Origin of the sequence: Thauera sp. 27 (genome assembly GCF_000310125.2) — a bacterium.
Classification (GTDB): Bacteria; Pseudomonadota; Gammaproteobacteria; order Burkholderiales; family Rhodocyclaceae; genus Thauera; species Thauera mechernichensis.
The window spans coordinates 135,561-155,013 of the sequence record NZ_AMXB01000001.1 but is presented as its reverse complement, the minus strand read 5'-3'; the positions used below and the strand labels follow the sequence as shown (position 1 = coordinate 155,013).

At 65.6% G+C, this 19,453-nt stretch carries 13 protein-coding genes; 4 read left to right on the top strand and 9 right to left on the bottom strand.

The annotated features are described in order from the left end of the window. The first annotated feature begins 73 nt into the window (after nt 1–73). On the top strand, nt 74–574 hold the full coding sequence (locus B447_RS00460; protein WP_002935579.1) for a DUF4124 domain-containing protein: 501 nt from the start codon (nt 74–76) through the stop codon (nt 572–574). Between the two features lie 5 nt (nt 575–579). Here B447_RS00460 and B447_RS00455 read toward each other — a convergent pair whose 3' ends face one another. Then, nucleotides 580–906: an RnfH family protein gene (locus tag B447_RS00455; RefSeq protein ID WP_002935578.1), complete on the bottom strand. Its 327-nt coding sequence runs from the start codon at nt 904–906 to the stop codon at nt 580–582. Beyond that, nucleotides 906–1,346, bottom strand: coding sequence for a type II toxin-antitoxin system RatA family toxin (locus tag B447_RS00450; RefSeq protein WP_002927243.1), 441 nt, complete (start codon nt 1,344–1,346; stop codon nt 906–908). The genes B447_RS00455 and B447_RS00450 overlap by 1 nt, the downstream gene beginning before the upstream one ends. A gap of 132 nt (nt 1,347–1,478) precedes the next feature. On the opposite strand from B447_RS00450, the gene smpB reads away from it, so the two are divergent. Continuing rightward, on the top strand, nt 1,479–1,925 hold the full coding sequence (smpB, locus tag B447_RS00445) for an SsrA-binding protein SmpB (protein WP_002927245.1): 447 nt from the start codon (nt 1,479–1,481) through the stop codon (nt 1,923–1,925). A gap of 13 nt (nt 1,926–1,938) precedes the next feature. On the opposite strand, the gene B447_RS00440 is transcribed toward smpB, so the two are convergent. Genes B447_RS00440 through B447_RS00425 form a run of 4 tightly spaced genes read right to left on the bottom strand, consistent with a single transcriptional unit; the run spans nt 1,939 to nt 8,299 of the window. Beyond that, nucleotides 1,939–3,543, bottom strand: a complete 1,605-nt coding sequence (locus tag B447_RS00440) for a protein adenylyltransferase SelO (RefSeq protein WP_002935573.1) — start codon at nt 3,541–3,543, stop codon at nt 1,939–1,941. A gap of 15 nt (nt 3,544–3,558) precedes the next feature. Further along, nucleotides 3,559–5,085, bottom strand: coding sequence for an ABC transporter permease (locus B447_RS00435; RefSeq protein WP_002935567.1), 1,527 nt, complete (start codon nt 5,083–5,085; stop codon nt 3,559–3,561). Between the two features lie 20 nt (nt 5,086–5,105). Then, on the bottom strand, nt 5,106–6,083 hold the full coding sequence (locus B447_RS00430; protein WP_002927249.1) for an ABC transporter permease: 978 nt from the start codon (nt 6,081–6,083) through the stop codon (nt 5,106–5,108). Then, the gene (locus B447_RS00425; protein WP_051018742.1) at nt 6,083–8,299 is read right to left on the bottom strand and encodes an ABC transporter substrate-binding protein; all 2,217 of its coding nucleotides are present in this window, start codon (nt 8,297–8,299) and stop codon (nt 6,083–6,085) included. Before B447_RS00425 ends, B447_RS00430 begins: the two co-directional genes overlap by 1 nt. A gap of 176 nt (nt 8,300–8,475) precedes the next feature. Here B447_RS00425 and fabI point away from each other — a divergent pair, with 176 nt between their 5' ends. After that, nucleotides 8,476–9,270: an enoyl-ACP reductase FabI gene (gene fabI, locus B447_RS00420; RefSeq protein WP_002927251.1), complete on the top strand. Its 795-nt coding sequence runs from the start codon at nt 8,476–8,478 to the stop codon at nt 9,268–9,270. 97 nt (nt 9,271–9,367) lie between these two features. Here the strand turns inward: fabI and B447_RS00415 are convergent, their stop codons facing one another. Beyond that, the gene (locus tag B447_RS00415; protein WP_002935560.1) at nt 9,368–11,257 is read right to left on the bottom strand and encodes a SurA N-terminal domain-containing protein; all 1,890 of its coding nucleotides are present in this window, start codon (nt 11,255–11,257) and stop codon (nt 9,368–9,370) included. Nucleotides 11,258–11,429: 172 nt separating this feature from the next. Between B447_RS00415 and B447_RS00410 the strand changes: the two genes are divergently transcribed. Then, complete coding sequence (locus B447_RS00410; protein ID WP_002935559.1) at nt 11,430–14,726, top strand: EAL domain-containing protein; 3,297 nt, start codon at nt 11,430–11,432, stop codon at nt 14,724–14,726. A gap of 6 nt (nt 14,727–14,732) precedes the next feature. On the opposite strand, the gene clpB is transcribed toward B447_RS00410, so the two are convergent. Together clpB and B447_RS00400 are read right to left on the bottom strand one after the other, a co-directional pair. Further along, nucleotides 14,733–17,318, bottom strand: a complete 2,586-nt coding sequence (gene clpB, locus B447_RS00405) for an ATP-dependent chaperone ClpB (protein ID WP_002935558.1) — start codon at nt 17,316–17,318, stop codon at nt 14,733–14,735. A 70-nt stretch (nt 17,319–17,388) separates the two neighbouring features. Beyond that, nucleotides 17,389–19,434: a sodium:solute symporter family protein gene (locus tag B447_RS00400; RefSeq protein WP_002935557.1), complete on the bottom strand. Its 2,046-nt coding sequence runs from the start codon at nt 19,432–19,434 to the stop codon at nt 17,389–17,391. Nucleotides 19,435–19,453 lie beyond the last annotated feature (19 nt).

Here is a 19,453-nt window from a genome sequence, read left to right as displayed (position 1 = left end):
TTTCCTTTCGACCAAATCCGTATTATACAGAGCGCCAAAGCGCCATGTAAGCCGCGCCTTCCGGAGATTTTCCATGTCGCGCCCCGCGGTAGTCCTCCTCGCACTGCTCATTGCCCTTCCCGCCTCGGCGCAGATCTACCGCTGGACGGACAGCGCCGGCCAGGTGCATTTCACCGACACCCCACCGCCCAGTGAAGACTACGCGGTGATTCAGCGTCCGCGCACGACCGCAGCGCCGGCACCTGCCGCGGTGGCGCCAGAGCCCGCCCCGGAAAGCGAGGACGAGACACCCGAAGCACAAGCGGGCCCGCAGACCACGGCCGAACGCGAGCAGGCGCTACGCAAGCGCCGCCTGGAAAAGGAAGAGGCCGAGGCCAAACAACAGGATGAGGCGGTGCGGGAAGCGGAACGCAAGCGCTTCTGCGAGGACACCGCAAACCAGATCACTGCCCTCAGGTCAGGGCAACGCGTGTCACGCTTCAATGCGCGCGGCGAACGCGAATTCCTCGACGATTCAGCCCGCGCCGCCGAGACCGAGCGCCTCGAGCGCCAGATCGCCGAACACTGCCGCTGAGCGCCTCAGGCCTGCTCTTCGGCCGGCCCGCCGCCTTTCTTCATCACCTTGCCCTCGTCGGCGCGCTTCTTGCGCACGGCCTTCGGGTCGGCGATGAGCGGACGGTAGATCTCCACCCGGTCACGGTCGCGCAGTTCGGTATCCGCCTTCACCAGCTTGGCAAACACGCCGAGCTTGTTCTTCTTGTCGAGCTCGATGTCAGGGTACTTGGCGAGCAGTCCCGAGGCCTCGATGGCCTCGCGTACGGTCGCCCCCTCGAGCAAGCTCAGTTCGACGAGTTCCTGGCGCTGCGGCAGTGCGTACACCACCTCGACATTGATCATCGCGGTCATCACGAAACCCTGGGGTAGACCTGCCCGGCACGCTTCACGAACGAATCGACGAAGGTGTTGGCAATGTGGTTGAACACCGGCCCCAGCACCTTCTCCAGCAGCTTGCTGGAAAACGCGTAGTGCAGGCTGAACTCGACCTTGCACGCGGTATCCCCGAGCGCAGTGAACAGCCAATGGCCATCGAGATGGGTGAAGGGCCCGTCGGTCAAGCGCAGGCGCATCTCGGCAGGATAGCGCTTGGCGTTCTCGGTGCTGAAATGCGCCTTGATGCCGTGGTAATTGATGTGCAGGGTGGCCGAGGTGACGGTGTCGGTGCGCTGATGCACATCGGCGCCGCCGCACCAGGGCAGGAACTGGGGGTAGTCCTCGCAGCGATCGACCAGGTCGAACATCTGCGCCGGAGTGAATTCGATGAGTACGAGCTTCTTGACGTCGGCCATGAAGGAGGAGCGGTTGCGTTGCCGGCACGGCGTCGGAAACGCGGCGCGGCCAAACTGTTAAGATGCGCGATTCTACCGCATGCGGACACCCGGTTTCGCAGCCGCGCGCGGTATCCGGGGAATCACCACACCATGAGCATCATCGAAAACCGCAAGGCCACTCACGACTACTTCATCGAGGAACGGCACGAAGCCGGCATGGTCCTCGAGGGCTGGGAAGTGAAGGCCATCCGCGCTGGACGCGCCAACATCAAGGAGTCCTACGTCGTCATTCGCGGCGAGGAGATCTTCCTGTTCGGCATGCACATCACGCCGCTCACCACGGCCTCGAGCCACGTCCGCCACGACCCCACGCGTACGCGCAAGCTCCTGCTGCACAAGAAGGAGATCGCCCGCCTGATCGGCAAGGTCGAGCGCGCCGGCTATACACTGGTGCCACTCGACATGCACTTCAAGCAGGGCCGCATCAAGCTCGAGATCGGGCTTGCCAAGGGCAAGAAGCTGCACGACAAGCGCGAGGACGAGAAGAAGAAGGACTGGGAGCGCGAAAAGCAGCGCCTGATGCGGGTGAAAGTCTGAAGCACGCGGCGCGTCACGAACTGCACGACAGCATCGAACACCCGGCCTTGTCGCGCGCCCAGTCCGGGCGCTTGGCGGCAAAGCGTTCCCGCCCCGGCTGCGCCTCGTAGGGCTTGCGCAGCACGTCGAACAGGGTCTCGAGTTCCCCGAGATCACCCTGCTCGGCGGCGTCGATGGCTTGCTGCGCCAGATAGTTGCGCGGCACGTAGAGCGGATTGACCGCGTTCATCCGAGCCCGCCGGGCCTCCACCGGCACGCCCTCCTCCGCCACCCGCACCGCGTAGCGCCGCAGCCAGGCGGCAAAGTCGCGCGCCACTGCGGCGCGGCGCGCCTCGGCGTAGAACACGCCAGCGTCGAGCCCGGTCTCGAACAAGACCGGGTCGGGTTCGGCCACGTCCAGGTCGGCGAGTCGGCGGAAAAACAGCGTCATGTCCATCTCGCCCGCCTGCAGGATACGGTGCAGTTCATCGAGCAGGTAGGCGTCGCCGTGTGTGTCATCGTCCGTCGCTCCGGCATGCCACGATGCCAGGCCGAGCTTGGCGCCCATCATCCGCCGGTATTCGGCCTCGTGCAGCTCGGCATAGCCAACCAGCGCACGCTCGAGCGGCTCGACCTGCTGCAGCACCGGATACACCGCATTGGCCAGCTGCCACAGGTTCCACTGCGCGATGCGTGGCTGATGTCCGAAGCGATAGCGCCGGCCTGCGGCGTCGGTCGTGTTCGGCGTCCACTCGGGGTCGAAGTCATCGATCCAGCCATAGGGGCCATAGTCGATCGTCAGGCCCAGAATGGACATGTTGTCGGTGTTCATCACCCCATGCACAAAGCCGACCCTCATCCAGTGTGCGAGCAACACCGCCGTTCGCCGGCAAACCTCCTCGAACCACGCCACGCGGCGCGCAACCGGGTCGCGCTCGGCAGCAAGGGCGGGAAAGTCGCGGGCGATGGTGAAGTCGATCAGGCGCTCGAGCAGGGGCTCTTCGCCGCGCGAGGCAAAGATTTCGAAATTGCCGAAGCGGATGAAGGACGGCGCCACCCGGCACACCACCGCCCCCGGCTCTGGCCGCGGATGGCCGTCGTAGAACATGTCGCGCACCACCTGTTCGCCGGTGGCCACCAGGCTGAGCGCGCGCGTGGTCGGCACGCCAAGGTGGTGCATCGCTTCGCTGCACAGGAACTCGCGGATCGACGAGCGCAGCACCGCGCGCCCATCGGCCCGGCGCGAATACGGCGTCGGCCCCGCACCCTTCAGCTGCAGTTCCCAGCGCTGGCCTTGCAGGTTGATCGCCTCGCCCAGGGTGATCGCCCGCCCGTCACCGAGCTGCCCCGCCCAGTTGCCGAACTGATGGCCACCATAGCAGGCGGCGTAGGGCTCCATGCCCGGCAGCAGCGCGTTGCCGCCGAACACCTCGGCAAACTGCTGGCTGCGGACATCCGCCTCATCAAGACCGAGGAGCGCCGCAACCTCCGGCGACCACGCCAGCAGCACCGGGGCACGTACCGGTGTCGGCTCGACGCGCGAATAGCAGGCACCATGCACCTGGCGAACATGACGCCCCAGCACCGGGTCGGCAGGCAGTTCACGCACGAAAAGGTTATCGAATCGAAGCTCTTTCATCTGAATCCGGCAAGCTCATCCACGGCGGGGATCGAAAGCGTCACGCACGACATCGGCGAACAGGTTGGCGGCAAGCACGAGCACGAACATGAACACAAAGGCGGCCGCCAGTGACCACCAGACCATCGGCTCGCGGGCAAGTTCGGCACGCGCCATGTTGATCATGGTACCGAAGCTGATCGTGGTCGGATCGACGCCGATGCCGACATAGGACAGCACCGCCTCGGCCAGCACCAGCCCGGAGAAATCCATCACCAGCGCGATCATCACGATGTGCATCACGTTGGGCAGGATGTGACGGCGCAGAATGGCCGGCGTCCTCACCCCGAAGGCGCGTGCCGCCTGGACGTACTCCAGCTCACGCAACTTGAGCGTCTCGCCGCGCAGCAAGCGGGCCAGCCCCGTCCAGCTGGTGATGCCGAGGATGAAGCACAGCGCCAGCAGGCGCGCGTCCGACCGCTCGGCGGCAGTATCGAACCACTGCGGGTTGGTGTCGATGACAACCTGCATCATCAGCACCGCAGCAGCGATCAGCAGCACGCCGGGAATGGCGTTGAGCACCGTGTACAGGTACTGCACGACATCATCCACCCAACCGCCCAGGTATCCGGCTGCAATACCGAGGGCAACCGCAAAGGGCATCATCACCAGCGTGGTGATGGTGCCGATCACCAGTGCCGTACGCACGCTCTTGAGCACGAGATACAGCACGTCCTGGCCGACCTTGTCGGTACCGAGCACGTGATACAGCGGCGCAAGCTGCAGGCAGAGGGCGACGATCAGGAGCAGGACGGCAAGCGTGAGCAGCGCCGCGCGCCACGCCAGCACCGTGCGCCCGCCGAGCACCGCCGCTGCCACCGCACCCCAGCCCAGGCCGCTTCCACGCCATACCATCGTTACCAGGAGCAGGAAGGCAAGGACCGACCACAGCGCGGCCTGCCCCACTGCGCTCAGCACCCGCGCCGCCACGTCCGCGCTGCGCTCATGCTCGGGGACCTGCAGATGGGCAGCGCCATGGACCAGCCGCGGGTAGTCGCGCACTTGCCGGCCATCCTCGAGCTCCATCGTCTCGCGCTGGTACAGGCGCCAGGCAAAGGGCGCCGAATAGGTCTTCTCGGTCTGCAGGCGCAGCGGCATCAACAGCGCATCGAGCAGGGAAAGCACCTCGGTCGAGTACTGCGCGACCGGCGTGCCCTCACCCTTGTCCTGTCTCGCGTCCTCTCCCGCGTCCTTTGCCGCGTCCTCTCCCGACGCAGTCTGGTCGGTGCCGACCGGGGCCGGCGCGCCCTCAGGATCCGCCACTGCGATCGTGGTCGCCAATGCCGGCAACAAAGGCCGGTAATGCAGGCTGTCGAGCAGGCCGACCGCAATGAAGGCGAGCAACACGGTCGCCGCCGCCATGCCGGCCGGTCGCTTGCCGACCCGGCGCCATGCGTCACGCAAGGGCGCTTGCCCGCGCACGTAGAGCGCGGCGAGCACGGCCACGCCAACGAGCAGGAAAAGCAGCGCATCGGTCCACAGCAGCACCGGCTGGAAGCCCATCGGTATTCCCCACGGCGCGCTCATTGCAGCCTTACCCTGGGATCGACCAGCGTGTAGGAAATGTCGGTCAGGATCAGACCGATGATGTAAAGCACCGACCCGATGAACACCATCGCCCTCACCACCGCAAAGTCCTGTGCGTTGATCGCATCGATCGTGTAGCTGCCCAGGCCGGGAATGGCGAAGAAGGACTCCACGAGCAGGCTGCCCATGAACAGCAGCGGAATGACCACCACCACGCCGGTCAGGATCGGGATCAGGGCATTGCGCAGCACATGACGGAACAGCACCGCGAGCTCGGACAGCCCCTTGGCGCGCGCGGTGCGCACGTAGTCCTTCGAGACCTCCTCGAGGAAGATGGTGCGATACCATCGCGCGCTCGAGCCAATGCCCGCGAGTACGCTGATAAGCACCGGCAGCACGAGGAAGCGCGCAGCATCGAGCCCGGGCGCGTAGCCGGAGATCGGCACCAGCGACCACATCTTGGACACCAGCCACTGGCCGCCGATGATGTAGAACAGGCTCGAGATCGACATCATCGCCACGCACAGCACCACACCCCAGAAATCCAGGTAGGTGGCGCGGAAGAACACCAGCAACAGAGCGAAGCTGATCGACACGACCAGGCTCAGTACGAAGGTCGGCAGCGCAATCGCCAGCGAGGGCCCCATGCGGTCGCGGATCTCCTGGCCGATATCACGCCCGTCGTCGGCGCGGCCGAACTCGAGCGCGAACATGCGCAGCGACTTGTCGAAAAAGATGGTGTCGGTGAAGCGCGCACTGCCCGCGGCCTCGGCATTGACGAACAGCGGCTTGTCATAGCCGCGATCGACCTTCCAGCGCTCGATCGCCTCGGGTGTGGCGCGCTTGACGCCGATATGCATGCGCGCCATGTCGTCGGGCGAGTTGACGACGAAGAAGAGCAGGAAAGTGAGCAGGTTAACCCCGATCAGGATCGGGATCGCGTACAGCAACCGCCGGACAAGGTAGGCCAGCATCAGCGCTCGCCTCCTTCAACCGAGGACGATGACGCCGCCGCCGGCAAGGGCGACACCGGCGCTGCGGTCGCAGTCTCGCGCCGTCGCCAATGGATCAGCGCAGGGGCGATCGCCGCAGCGAGCAAGCATGCCACCAGCGCCAACGGCCACAGCACCGGCCGGTTCCACTCGGCCCGCGCCGCCTCACGGCGTTCCACATCGAGGCGCTGGTACTGCATCGTGTTGCGCACCATCGCACCCGGCTTGCGGTTGAGCACCCAGCCATGCTGCAACGAATAGGCCTTGGGGTGGAAGGCGAAGATCCACGGCGCATCGTGCTGAAGCATCGCCACCATGCGGTCGATGATCTGCTGGCGCGCCGGGCCGTCGGGCATCGCCTTCATGCGCTCGAACAAGGCGTCGTACTCCGGGTTCTCGTAATTGGCGGCGTTCTGGCCGTTGAAGCGCACCTTGCCTTGCGCACCATGGAGCAGGAAGAGCAGGTTCTCGGGATCGGGGTAGTCGGCATTCCAGCCGAAGAAGAACAACTGCGCATTGCCCTGACGGATCTTGTCCTGGAAGCGGTTGAAGTCGGTCGGGCGGACGACGAACTGCACGCCAAGCTCGCGGAACTGCTTGGCCAGCCAGTCCGAGCGCGCCTTGTCGCCCAACGCGCCCGGGGTGGTGTCGAGATTGATGATAAGCGGCTCACCGGTACGCGCATTGCGCCCGTTTGGCCAGCCCGCCTCGGCCAGCAGCCGGCGCGCCTCGTCCACGCTGCGACGCACCGGACGCCCATCGACCTCGTCCCCGCGCCACTCGTACACCACCGGGTTGATGCCCGCCCTGCCCTCGCGGGCGCCGAAGATACCCGGCGGAATCGGACTCATGCCCGGCACCCCCCGGCCATTGAGGAAAATCGATACGAACTCCTCCATGTCGAGCGCGATCGAGATCGCCTGGCGCAGTTTGCGCGCGCGCTCCTGCTCAGCCTTCGACGGCCCGCCGCCCAGCAAGGGATCGAGCATGTTGAAGCCCAGGTAGAAGATCGACGGCGATACCGCGGTCAGCAGGCGGATACCGCGCGCCTCCATTTCCTGAGACAAGGACACGTCGCCTTGGCTGGTCAGCGTCACCGCCTGGTCGAAATTGTCCGAAGACACACCCGAGGCGTCGTAATAGCCTTGCAGGAACTTGTTCCAGTAGGGGATGCCTTCGCGCTCGCGGGAAAACACCACCTTGTCGATGAAAGGCATGGTCTTGCCGCAATCGGCCAGGCGCCCTGCCGCCGCATCGCTATCCTCGCCCTCGCACGGATAGGGCGTCCCACGGTAGTTCGGGTTGCGTACCAGCACCATGCGTGCATTCGGGTTGTTCTCAACAAGCATGTAGGGGCCGGTTCCAACCGGCCACCAGTCCAGGGTCAGGTTGCGCTCGGCCATGCCGGGCTGGGCGAAGAATCGGTCCACCTCGGGCGGAACCGGACTGAAAAAGGGCATCGCCAGCCAATACAGGAACTGCGGATAAGCGCCCTGCAGGGTGATGCGGTAAGTATGGCGATCGACCACCTCGACACCGGGCAGTTCGAAGCGGGCAAGGTCCAGCCAGCCGCCATCGCTCGCGGCAGCGACGGCGAGCGCTTCCTGCAGCGTCTTGAGCCCCGGCAGGTACTCGGCCATCAGTTCGAAGATCGGCGAGTGCAGGCGCGGATTGGCGAGACGCTTGATCTGATGCACGTAGTCGCCTGCCTCGAGCTCGCGCGTGCCGGTGTGCTCGAAGTCACCCAGGCCGCGCACCCCGCGCAGGTCCGCGGGCTGCAGGTTCATGTAGCGCGGCGCCCCCGCCTCATCGAGCGCAAACGCCGGGTGTGGCTGGTAAAGGATGCCGGGCTTGATGCGCACCTCGACCACCGTCCTGGCCGCCTTGGAGGCGTCGGCCGACACTGCCAGCTCACGACCCGAGGCATCGTAGCGGCGCAGCGTCGGCATCGCCGCCGCGGTCGCCGGTTCGAGCACGTAGGGCCGCTTGAGGTAGTGATACTGCAGCGGCGGCTCGACGATCTGGTAAAGGAAGGTCGCCTCGTCCTCGCTGTAGGACTGCACCGGATCGAGATGCTTGGGGCGCTCGGTGAACGCCGTATAGAGCACGTTGGCGCCGCGCTCCTCACCCGGGTAGGGGTCGTTCCATGCCGAGCCGCAGGCGCTCGCCACAAGGCCTGCCAGCAGCGGCACACACATCACGCACAGGTTACGACGCAGGCCGGAAAAGCGGAACACGTGCAAGGATCTGGATCAAAAGAAGGGCCGATTCTGGCAGGTTTACCGTGTCGGCGCGACCGCTGAAGCGCGCCGGACCGTTAGCCCTTGCAGCCTTGCGGCTATAATCGTGCCCTTGTCATCGGGAGTCATCGTCCATGGGTTTTCTTGCCGGCAAACGCATCCTCATCACCGGTCTGCTGAGCAACCGCTCGATCGCCTACGGTATCGCGAAGGCGATGCACCGTGAGGGCGCGGAACTCGCATTCACGTACCAGAACGAACGTTTCCAGGAGCGCGTGGCGAAGATGGCCGCGGACTTCGGCAGCGCGCTCGTGTTCCCGCTCGACGTCCAGGACGACGCCCAGATCGACGGCCTGTTTACCGCGCTCGGGCAGCACTGGGATGGCCTGGACGGGCTGGTGCATTCGATCGCCTACGCCCCGGGCGAGGCCTTGGAGGGCGACTTCCTCGACGGCCTGTCGCGTGACGCCTTTCGCGTCGCGCAGGAGATCAGCGCCTACAGCTTCCCCGCGCTGGCCAAGGCGGCGCGGCCGATGATGAAGGGACGCAAGGGGGCACTGCTCACGCTGTCCTACCTGGGTGCCGTGCGTACCATGCCCAACTACAACGTGATGGGCCTGGCCAAGGCCAGCCTCGAAGCCTCGGTGCGCTACCTGGCCGTCACCCTCGGCCCCGAAGGCACGCGTGCAAACGCCATCTCCGCCGGCCCGATCAAGACACTCGCAGCCTCCGGCATCGGCAGCTTCGGCAAGCTGCTCGCCTTCAACGAACACAACGCGCCGTTGCGCCGCAACGTGACCATCGACGAAGTCGGCAACACAGCCGCCTTCCTGTGCTCCGATCTCGCCAGCGGCATCACCGGCGAAGTCATGTATGTCGACGCCGGCTTCAACATCACCGCGCTCGGCAATCCTGCGCCCATGGACTGACGCGCCTGCGCGCGGCGATGGCGTGACCGCACCCTATAAAAAAGCCCGGCAACAGTACCGGGCTTTTTTTCGTTGCGGCAGCGCTTACCTGAAGGCCTTACTGCACCTGCAGCGCGCCCGGGCTGATCTCGACCTTGTAGCGCTGGCGCAGATCGGCTAGGAAACCGGCAAAATCACGGCCCGCGAGCAACTGCGAGTACTGCGCGGCGACCAGCTCGATACGCTCGTCGTCGCCGGCAATCTGCGGTCGCTCGACGACATCGACACGGTAGATCACGTAGTCGCCTTCGCTCGAAGCCACCCCGACGAAGGCAGGAAGCGGCTCGGCAGGCGCGGAAAACACCGCCTGCATGGCCGCTGCAGGCAGGCCCGGTGCGCCACGCTGCAGCGTACGCGCCTCGGCCCAATCCCCCTCGGCCTCGCCGCCCTTCTGCAGCGCTGCGAGCATCTCGGCTCCAGACTCGGCCGCGCGTGCGCGTGCGCGCTCCAGCCTCAGCTCGTCGGCAATGCGCGTGCGCACCTCTTCCAGCGGCAAGCGCTTGGCAGGCTCGGAGGCCTTGACCCGTGCCGACACCAGCGTGCCGTTGCCGATCTCGATCGCTTCGGTGTTGCGGCCCTTGTTCAGCGACTCATCGCCGAACAGCGCGCTCCGCAGACGTTCGTTGGCGAACGGGCCACTACCTTCAGCACGCGACATCCAGTCGGTGGTCAGCACCTCGAGTCCAAGCAATTCTGCAGCCGGCGCCAGGCTGTCGGACTGCTCGTACACCGTGTTGGCGAACTGCTCGGCAAGCTCTGCAAAACGCCGGCCGGCGGCCGCGCCGCGCAGCTCGGCGACGATCTCGTCACGCACTTCTTCCAGCGCCTTGATCGTGGCCGGCTTGATGTCGGTCACCTCGATGACATGGACGCCAAACTCGCTGCGCACCGGGTCGCCGATTTCGCCTTTGCTCTGGGCGAAGACCGCGTCTTCGAAGGCGCCCACCATCATGCCCCGGCCAAAGAAGCCAAGGTCGCCGCCCCGCCCTGCAGAACCCGGATCCTGGGACTGCGCGCGGGCGATCTCGGCAAAGCGCTCGGGCTGCGCGCGCAGGGTATCAACCAGCGCACGCGCCTCGGCCATCACCTTGTCGACCTCGGCTGCATCGGCAGCGGCGTCAAGGGAGAGCAGGATGTGTCGGGCCTGGCGTTCCTCGGCCACGCCGAAACGGCCCTGGTTGCCTTCGTAGAAGGCCTGGACCTCGTCGTCGGCCACCTCGATGCCGCGCTCGACCGCAGCGCGGTCGAACAGCAGGTACTCGGCCTGCACCCGCGCGGGTTGCTCGAAACGAGCGGCGTTAGCCTCGTAGTAGGCCTTCACTTCGTCGTCGGTGATGCTCACATCGGCGGCAAAGCGGCTGACCGGGAAGCGCAGCTCGCGAATCCGGCGCTCCTCGAGCTGAGCCGCCAGGAAGCGCTGAGCCGACGCCTGCGGCACGATCCCGGCGTCGCCGACCGAGGCGACGATCTGCTGGATGCGCACATCCTGGGCCACCCTGGCCTCGAAGCTGGCAGGCGTCATGCCCTGAGCACGCACCAGCATCTCGTATCGCTGCAGCGAGAAACGACCGTCTTCCTGGAAGGCCGGCACGGCGGCGATCGCCTCCTGCAGTTGCTGCGGCGTTACGACGAGCCGGTTCTCCGCGGCGTAGAGCGCGAGCACACGCTGGTTGATGAGGTTGTCGAGCACGACTCTGCGGAGCTCGGTCGATTCGAGCAGCGCGCGATCGACCTGGCCACCCGCACTCTGGCGCAGTCGGTCCTGCTGTTCGCGCAGGGCCTGGTCGAACTCGAAGGCACTGATGCCCGTACCCGCGACCTTGGCCACTTCGTTACCGGTGGGCGAGTCGCTGAAATAGGCATCCATGCCAAAGAAGGCAAAAGGAACGATGAGGATCGCCAGAATGACCTGGGCGACACGCTTGTTGCTGCGAATGGTTTCGAACATCTCGATTTCCGCGAGGGACTCAGGAAAGGGCCCGGGCATGCATGCACTGCGGGGGCGGAACCGCCGGGCGCCCGGATCAAGCCCGCGAGTTTAACGCATCCACCGCTCAATCAGGCGCGGGCGTGCACGATGCCTCAACAAGCGTGCATCACTGCCCTTTATACTGCGCGCGATGAAACCGGCCCCGGCGCTGCCCTATCTCCTCTCTGTCGTCATCCTTGCGCTGGCATACGCGGTGGCGGGCTGGCTCAGCCTGAACATGGCGATCCCGCCCGGATACGCCGTGCCCGTGTTCCCGGCCGCTGGCATTGCAATTGCTGCACTGCACATCTACGGCAGGCGTCTGTGGCCCGGCGTACTGCTCGGTTCGCTCGCGGTGCAGGCTCTGGCAGGCGCTGCCGTCGGTGCCACCAGCCCCCTTGTCTCAGTGCTTGCGCTCGCGCCCGTCGCCGCGGCATTGCAGGCGGTACTGGGCGCCTGCCTCATCGACCGATTCATTGGCCGCAAGAGTGCCTTCGACGACACCGCGAGCATTCTGCGCCTGCTCGCCCTGATCGCCCCCGCGAGCTGTCTCGTCTCGGCAACCGTCAGCACGCCACTGCTGGTGCAGGAAGGCCTGATCGCCCGCGAGGACCTGTTCTTCAACTGGTGGAACTGGTGGCTCGGCGACACGCTCGGCGTGATCATCGCCACCCCCTTGATGCTGGTGCTGTTCGGTCGCCCGGCGGCGGACTGGCGCAGCAGGCGCAATGCAGTGGCCGTTCCGCTGCTCGTTGCCCTGGCGATGCTGAGTATCGCCTTCAAGCAGGTCATCTCATGGGAGGAGAACCGCATCCACGCGCAATTCGAGCGCGACGCGCACCTCCTTGCCACCCAGGTCCAGCGCAGGTTCGACGCCCAGATCGACATGATGCTGTCGATCAGCGGCCTGATCAGCAACAGCGATCAGATCACCCGCGATGAATTCAAGGCCTTCGTCAGCCCCTGGCTGCACCGCTACCCCGGCACCCAGAACTTTGCCTGGAACCCGCTCGTACGCAACGACGAGCGCGAAGCGTTCGAGGCCGTCATGCGGGAGGACACCCCCGGCTACCGCATCCTCGACCGTGACTTCCAGGGCCAGACCTTTCCAGCCGCTCAAGCCGCGCGCTATTACCCGATCGCCTTCGTCGAGCCCAGAGAAAGTAACCTGAGCGTGATCGGCATGAGCCCCTACGCGCTACCCGCAGCGGCAGTGGCCATCGAGACAAGTCAGCGCAGCGGTCGCCCGGTGGCGAGCGACCCCTTCCGTCTGGTACAGGAGCGTGACGACCAGCGCGGCATGGTCGTCTATCTCGCCACACTTGCACCAGGCTGGAACGAGGCCACTGCGCGCACTGGCGAACGACGCAGCGGGATCGTGTCGGCAGCCTTTCGCATGGACGACGCGATTGCGAGCGCACTCGACCCCAGACTGGCTGCGCTCATCGAACTGTGCCTGATCGACCGCTCGGGTGGCGCCCCGGGCACACGCCTGAGCGGAACGCCCGGCTGCGAAGGTCCGGGCTGGCTGGAGCGTAAAGTGCGGCATGCCCACGCGTTCGAGTTCGGCGAGCGTCCGCTCGAAGTCCTGTTGAGGGCAACACCCGCCTATCTGCTCAGCCTGCGCAGTTGGGCCGCATTGGGCACCGTCGTCGTCGCCCTGCTTGCCACCGCCCTGCTCGGCGCCTTCCTGCTGATAAGCTCCGGCAACACGCGCCGCATTGCCGCGCTGGTCGAACGCCGCACGCAGGAACTCGAAGCCACCCATGCCGACCTCCACGACAAGCAGGCTGCACTCAACGAAGCCATGCGAATCGCACAGATGGGTAGCTGGGAGAGCTTCGACGGTCTGCGCGGCCTGCGCTGCTCGCATGGGCTGCACGGCCTGCTCGGCCGCCAGCAGGCCGAGCTGAGCTCGATCGACGACATCGTCGCCAGCTTCCGTGAGGACGACCAGAGCGCGCTGCGCGAAATCATCGACGAGCTTACGCAGGCTGCGGGCCTGCGCACCATCGACTGCCGTACGCTGAGCGAACCGCCACGCGTACTCCACCTGCAGATCGAGAGCGAATGGTCGGAGCATGGCCTGGGACGCCTGCGCGGCATCCTGCAGGACGTTACCCGAGCCCGAGAATCAGAGGCGCACATCCACTACCTGGCGCGCTTCGACACCCTGACCGGACTGCCGAACCGCAGCGCATGGCTCGAACACGGTGCGGTCGCGCTGCGCAGCGCGACCCGTCACCACGACCGTTTCGCCGTGCTCTTCCTCGACCTGGACAACTTCAAGACCATCAACGACTCACTCGGCCACGCCATGGGCGATCGACTGCTGGAAACAGTCGCACACCGCCTGAGCGCATGCGTACGCGCCGAGGATCAACTCGCGCGTCTGGGCGGCGACGAGTTCGTGGCCCTGCTGCCACGCATCGCCGGACCGACCGATGCTGCCGCCGTCGCACGCAAGATGCTCGACGTCCTTGCCGCAACGATCGAGCTTGATGGTCATGAGCTTCGCCCCTCGGTCAGTATCGGGATCGCCCTCTTTCCCGAGGACGGTGACACCGTCGAGATCCTGCTCAAGCACGCCGACACGGCGATGTACGGCGCAAAGGCCGCTGGTCGCAACAACTTCCAGTTCTTCACCGCGGACATGAACGTACGCGCCACCGAGCGCCTCCTGCTCGAGAACGCGCTGCGCCGCGCAATTGCCACAGACCAGCTCAGCTTGCACTACCAGCCCCAGATCGATACGCGCAGCGGACGCACCATGGGTTGCGAAGCGCTCGTACGCTGGAACGACCCTGCCCAGGGGCCGATTTCACCTGCCCGCTTCATCCCTGTTGCGGAAGACTCCGGCCTGATCATTCAACTCGGTGACTGGGTCTTGCGCGAGGCATGTCGGCAACAGGTGCGTTGGTCGCAGGCCGGGCTGGGCGAGGTCTGTATTGCCGTCAACATCTCGGCACTGCAGTTCCGGCGTGCCGAATTCGTCGATAGTGTGGTCGCCATCCTGCAGGAAACGGGCGCTTCGCCGAGCGCGATCGAGCTCGAGATCACCGAAAGCGCGCTGATGCAGCCGGGTGAGCAGCTGCTGGAGCGCCTGCACCAGCTCGTCGGCCACGGCCTCAGCCTGGCCCTTGACGATTTCGGTACCGGTTACTCTTCGCTTGCCTACCTGAAGCGCCTTCCCATCGCCCGCCTGAAGGTGGACCAGAGCTTCGTCGCCGACCTGCCAGGCGACCCGGAGGACGCCGCTGTCGTGACCGCCACCTTGTCGATGGCGCGCGACCTGGGTCTCGAGGTCGTCGCCGAGGGAGTTGAAACCCAGCAGCAGCGCGCCTTCCTGTGCGAACGCCAGTGCACGCTGATGCAGGGCTACCTGTTCTCGCGCCCACTGGCGGCAGACGACTTTGCCGGCTGGCTGAAGGTACACCCGCCGGCCTGACCCGCCTCAGCGCTGGACGCGCTCGAACTCCAGCCTCCCGGCAGGAGCATCGACACGCACCGTGTCCTTGGCGGCAAACCGGCCCTCGAGAATCGCCTTGGCGAGCGGGTTCTCGATGTACTCCTGGATCGCACGCTTGAGCGGACGTGCGCCGAACACCGGATCGAAACCCGCGCTCGCCAGCTCGGCGAGCGCCGCATCGGTAACCTCCAGGCCCATCTCCAGCCTGGCCAGGCGCTTCTCCAGGTACTGCAACTGGATGCGGGCAATGCCGGCGATGTGCTCTTCGTCGAGGGCGTGGAAAACGACCACTTCATCGATACGATTGATGAACTCGGGGCGGAAGTAGGTCTTCACCTCGGCCATTACGGCAAGCTTGATCACGCCGTAATCATCACCCGCCATCGCCTGGATCATCTGGCTGCCGAGGTTCGACGTCATCACGATCACGGTGTTCTTGAAGTCCACCGTGCGCCCCTGCCCGTCGGTCATGCGGCCGTCGTCGAGTACCTGCAGCAGCACGTTGAACACATCCGGGTGCGCCTTCTCGACCTCGTCGAACAGGATCACGCTGTAGGGCTTGCGCCGCACCTGCTCGGTGAGGTAGCCGCCCTCCTCGTAGCCGACGTAGCCCGGCGGCGCACCGATCAGGCGTGCGACCGAGTGCTTCTCCATGAACTCGCTCATGTCGATGCGGATCAGGTGTTCCTCGGAATCGAACAGGAAATTCGCCAGCGTCTTGCACAGTTCGGTCTTGCCCACGCCCGTCGGGCCAAGGAAGAGGAATGAGCCATAGGGGCGGTTCTCGTCCGACAGGCCGGCTCGCGAACGCCGGATGGCATCGGCCACCAGGCGCACGGCCTCGTCCTGGCCCACCACGCGCTCGTGCAGCTTGTCCTCCATCTTCAGCAACTTGTCGCGCTCGCCCTGCATCATCTTGCTCACCGGGATACCCGTGGCGCGCGACACCACCTCGGCAATTTCCTCGGTACCGACCTGGGTGCGCAAGAGCTTGTTGGGCGTGGCGCTCTCGCCCGCCTGCTCGGCCATCTTCAATTGCCCCTCGAGCTGAGGCAGCTTGCCGTACTGCAGCTCGGCCACCTTGTCGAGCTGGCCCTTGCGCTGGAACTCGGCCATCTGCGCGCGCAGGGCGTCGATCTCTTCCTTGATATGGGCCGAGCCGGCGACCTTGGCCTTCTCGGCCTTCCAGATCTCTTCCAGATCGTTGTACTCGCGCTGCAGCTTGGCGAGCTCATCCTCGATCAACTGCAGGCGCTTCTGCGAAGCCTCGTCCTTCTCCTTCTTCACAGCCTCGCGCTCGATCTTGAGCTGGATCATGCGGCGGTCGAGCTTGTCCATGACCTCGGGCTTGGAGTCGATCTCCATCTTGATCCGCGCGGCTGCCTCGTCGATCAGGTCGATCGCCTTGTCGGGCAGGAAGCGGTCGGTGATGTAGCGGTTGGACAGCTCGGCCGCAGCCACGATGGCCGGGTCGGTGATGTCGACACCGTGGTGGATCTCGTACTTCTCCTGCAGGCCACGCAGGATGGCGATGGTCGCCTCCACGGTCGGCTCTTCGACCAGCACCTTCTGGAAGCGACGCTCGAGCGCAGCGTCCTTTTCGATGTACTTGCGATACTCGTCCAGCGTAGTGGCGCCGATGCAGTGCAGTTCTCCACGGGCGAGCGCGGGCTTGAGCATGTTGCCCGCATCCATCGCGCCTTCGGCCTTGCCGGCGCCCACCATGGTGTGGATCTCGTCGATGAAGAGGATGATGCGACCTTCGTCCTGCGCGATCTCCTTCAACACCGCCTTCAGGCGCTCCTCGAACTCGCCACGGTACTTGGCACCGGCCAGCAGCGCCGCCATGTCGAGCGACAGCACCTTCTTGCCCTTGAGCGTCTCGGGCACCTCGTCGTTGACGATGCGCTGCGCCAGGCCCTCGACGATCGCGGTCTTGCCCACACCCGGCTCGCCGATCAACACCGGATTGTTCTTGGTGCGGCGCTGCAGGATCTGGATCGCGCGGCGGATTTCGTCGTCGCGGCCGATCACCGGGTCGAGCTTGCCGCTGCGAGCACGCTCGGTGAGGTCGAGGCAGTACTTCGACAGCGACTCACGCTGGCCCTCGGCATCCTGGCTGCCTACGCTGGCACCGCCACGCACGGCCTCGATTGCGGCCTCGAGCGCCTTGCGTGCAAGGCCATGTTCCTTGAGCAGCCGGCCCGCTTCGCCCTTGTCATCGGCGAGCGCGAGCAGGAACATCTCGCTGGCGATGAACTGGTCGCCACGCTTCTGGGCTTCCCGATCGGTGATATTGAGCAGGTTATTGAGGTCGCGGCCGATGCTGACCTCGCCGCCATGGCCTTCGACCTTGGCCAGGCGGCCAATGGCCTTGCCGACAGCGCTCTTGAGCGGCGGCACATTGACCCCGGCGCGTTGCAGCAGCGACACGCTGCCGCCATCGTCCTGCTCGAGCAGCGCCTGCAGCACGTGCAAGGGCTCGATGAACTGCTGGTCGTTGCCGACGGCGATGCTTTGCGCATCGGCGAGGGCCTGCTGGAACTTGGTGGTGAGCTTGTCGAAGCGCATGACGGACATCCTCGGGATTCGTTGAACTGAACCCTATGTGGGGCGTATCGGCCGCGGTTCAAGGGGCGACTCAGGGCTCCATCCTGCGTTCGCCCGCAATCTCGGGGTAACGTACGTAGTCCACCAGGTCCTGAATCTCCTGCGGCGGCGGCTTGGTCAGCAGGCTCACCACCACGATGGTGACGAAGCCCAGCGGTACGCCGAACACCCCGGCCGAGATCGGATTGATGTCGAACCAAGCGTTGGCCATCGAGCCGCCGAAGAACGCATGCGTGCGTACTACGTAGAGGAGCGTAACCGACAGGCCGACGAGCATGCCTGCGACCGCGCCCGGCCGGTTCGCGCGTTTCCAGAAAATGCCAAGCACCAGCGCCGGGAAGAAGGCCGAGGCGCCGATCGAGAACGCGAGCCCGACCATGAAGAGGATATTGTCCGGGCGCAACGAGGCCACCCAGGCAGCGACCACCGCCACCACCAGCAGTTGGGACTTCGAGATCACCAGCCGGCGGTGGGCGCTCGCCTGCGGGTTGACCACCTTGTAGTACAGGTCATGAGAGAGCGCATTCGATATCGTCAGCAACAGGCCGTCGGCGGTCGACAAGGCTGCCGCCAGGCCACCTGCGGCGACCAGGCCCGACACCACGTAAGGCAAGCCGGCAATCTCGGGCGTCGCGAGCACGATCACGTCGGTATTGATCCGCAGCTCTGCGAGCTGCAGGATGCCATCGCCGTTGAGATCCTCGATCCTGACCAGGCCGACCTTGCCCCAGGACGCCACCCAGTCGGGCAGGATGCTCAGGCTCGAGCCGACCACGTTGTGATAGACCTCCCACTTTGCGAACACGGCGTAGGCCGGCGCGGTCACGTAGAGCAGGAAGATGAAGAACAGCGACCACATCACCGATCGCCGCGCCTCCATCACCCCCGGCGTCGTGTAGTAGCGCATCAGGATGTGCGGCAGCGCCGCAGTGCCCACCATCAGCACGAACATCAGGGCGAGGAAGTTGTTGCGCGCCACGCGCGATTCGTGCTCGTCTTCCCCCGGGTGGGCCTCGGCATGCCGAGGCGGCGGCTTCGAGCGCTCGAGCGCTTCGGCACGCGCACGGGCCCACACCTGCTGGGCCTCGGCGGGGCTGCGTGGCAGATCGCGCAGCGCCCGCTCGGTGAGCGCAATCTCGCGCGCCGGGGCATCGTTCAGGCGCATGTCGTTGAGACGCTCGATGAGTACGCGGCGCTCGATCTCCAGCGACTCGGGCAGCGCCTCCAGCATCGCGCTGTAGTTCTGCGCACGCTGGCGGTACATGGCGCGCACCTCGACCTCGGCCGGCGCCTGTAGCAGGTGATCCTCCTGTGCGCTGATCTGCTGCAGCACCGTCCCGTACACTGCCTGCGGAATCGGTATCCCGGTCAGCTTGTAGGACAGGATCACCACCGGAACCAGATAGGCGATGATCAGGATCACGTACTGCGCAACCTGGGTCCAGGTCACCGCGCGCATCCCCCCCAGGAAGGAACACACCAGGATCCCCGCCAGTCCGATGAAGAGCCCGATCTCGAACTCGACGCTGACGAAGCGGCTCGTCACCAGCCCCACCCCATAGATCTGCGCGACCAGATAGACGAAGCTTGCGAGCACCGCTGCGGCAAGCCCGACCAGGCGAGCGACGTTGCCCTGGTAACGCGCGCCGAGGAAGTCGGGGATCGTGTATTGGCCGAACTTGCGCAGATAGGGGGCGAGCAGCAAGGCCACGAGCACGAAACCGCCCGTCCACCCGGTCACGAAGGCCAGGCCCTCGAAGCCGCTGAAATAGAGCGTGCCGGCCAGGCCGATGAACGAGGCCGCGCTCATCCAGTCTGCAGCGGTGGCCATGCCGTTGAACATGGCCGGTACCCTCCGCCCGGCGACGTAGTACTCGGACACGTCGGAGGTCCGGCTCATGACGCCAATGCCGGCATAGACGGCAATGGTGACGAACAGGAAGACGTGGCCGATGACCCGCTCGGACAGGCCAAGGTACTCGCCCACCGCAAGCAGGACCACGAACAGCGCGAAGGTCCCCGTATACCAGCCGTAGTAACGCCTGAGCTGGCGGTTGAAGCCGGCGTTGCGCCTCAATCCGGGCCTCCGCGGGCAA

Coding starts and splice junctions, on each gene's coding strand:
- B447_RS00460 (WP_002935579.1), top strand. CDS start 74: ATGTCGCGCCCCGCGGTAGTCCTCCTCGCACTGCTCATTGCCCTTCCC.
- B447_RS00455 (WP_002935578.1), bottom strand. CDS start 906: ATGACCGCGATGATCAATGTCGAGGTGGTGTACGCACTGCCGCAGCGC.
- B447_RS00450 (WP_002927243.1), bottom strand. CDS start 1,346: ATGGCCGACGTCAAGAAGCTCGTACTCATCGAATTCACTCCGGCGCAG.
- smpB (WP_002927245.1), top strand. CDS start 1,479: ATGAGCATCATCGAAAACCGCAAGGCCACTCACGACTACTTCATCGAG.
- B447_RS00440 (WP_002935573.1), bottom strand. CDS start 3,543: ATGAAAGAGCTTCGATTCGATAACCTTTTCGTGCGTGAACTGCCTGCC.
- B447_RS00435 (WP_002935567.1), bottom strand. CDS start 5,085: ATGGGCTTCCAGCCGGTGCTGCTGTGGACCGATGCGCTGCTTTTCCTG.
- B447_RS00430 (WP_002927249.1), bottom strand. CDS start 6,083: ATGCTGGCCTACCTTGTCCGGCGGTTGCTGTACGCGATCCCGATCCTG.
- B447_RS00425 (WP_051018742.1), bottom strand. CDS start 8,299: ATGTGTGTGCCGCTGCTGGCAGGCCTTGTGGCGAGCGCCTGCGGCTCG.
- fabI (WP_002927251.1), top strand. CDS start 8,476: ATGGGTTTTCTTGCCGGCAAACGCATCCTCATCACCGGTCTGCTGAGC.
- B447_RS00415 (WP_002935560.1), bottom strand. CDS start 11,257: ATGTTCGAAACCATTCGCAGCAACAAGCGTGTCGCCCAGGTCATTCTG.
- B447_RS00410 (WP_002935559.1), top strand. CDS start 11,430: ATGAAACCGGCCCCGGCGCTGCCCTATCTCCTCTCTGTCGTCATCCTT.
- clpB (WP_002935558.1), bottom strand. CDS start 17,318: ATGCGCTTCGACAAGCTCACCACCAAGTTCCAGCAGGCCCTCGCCGAT.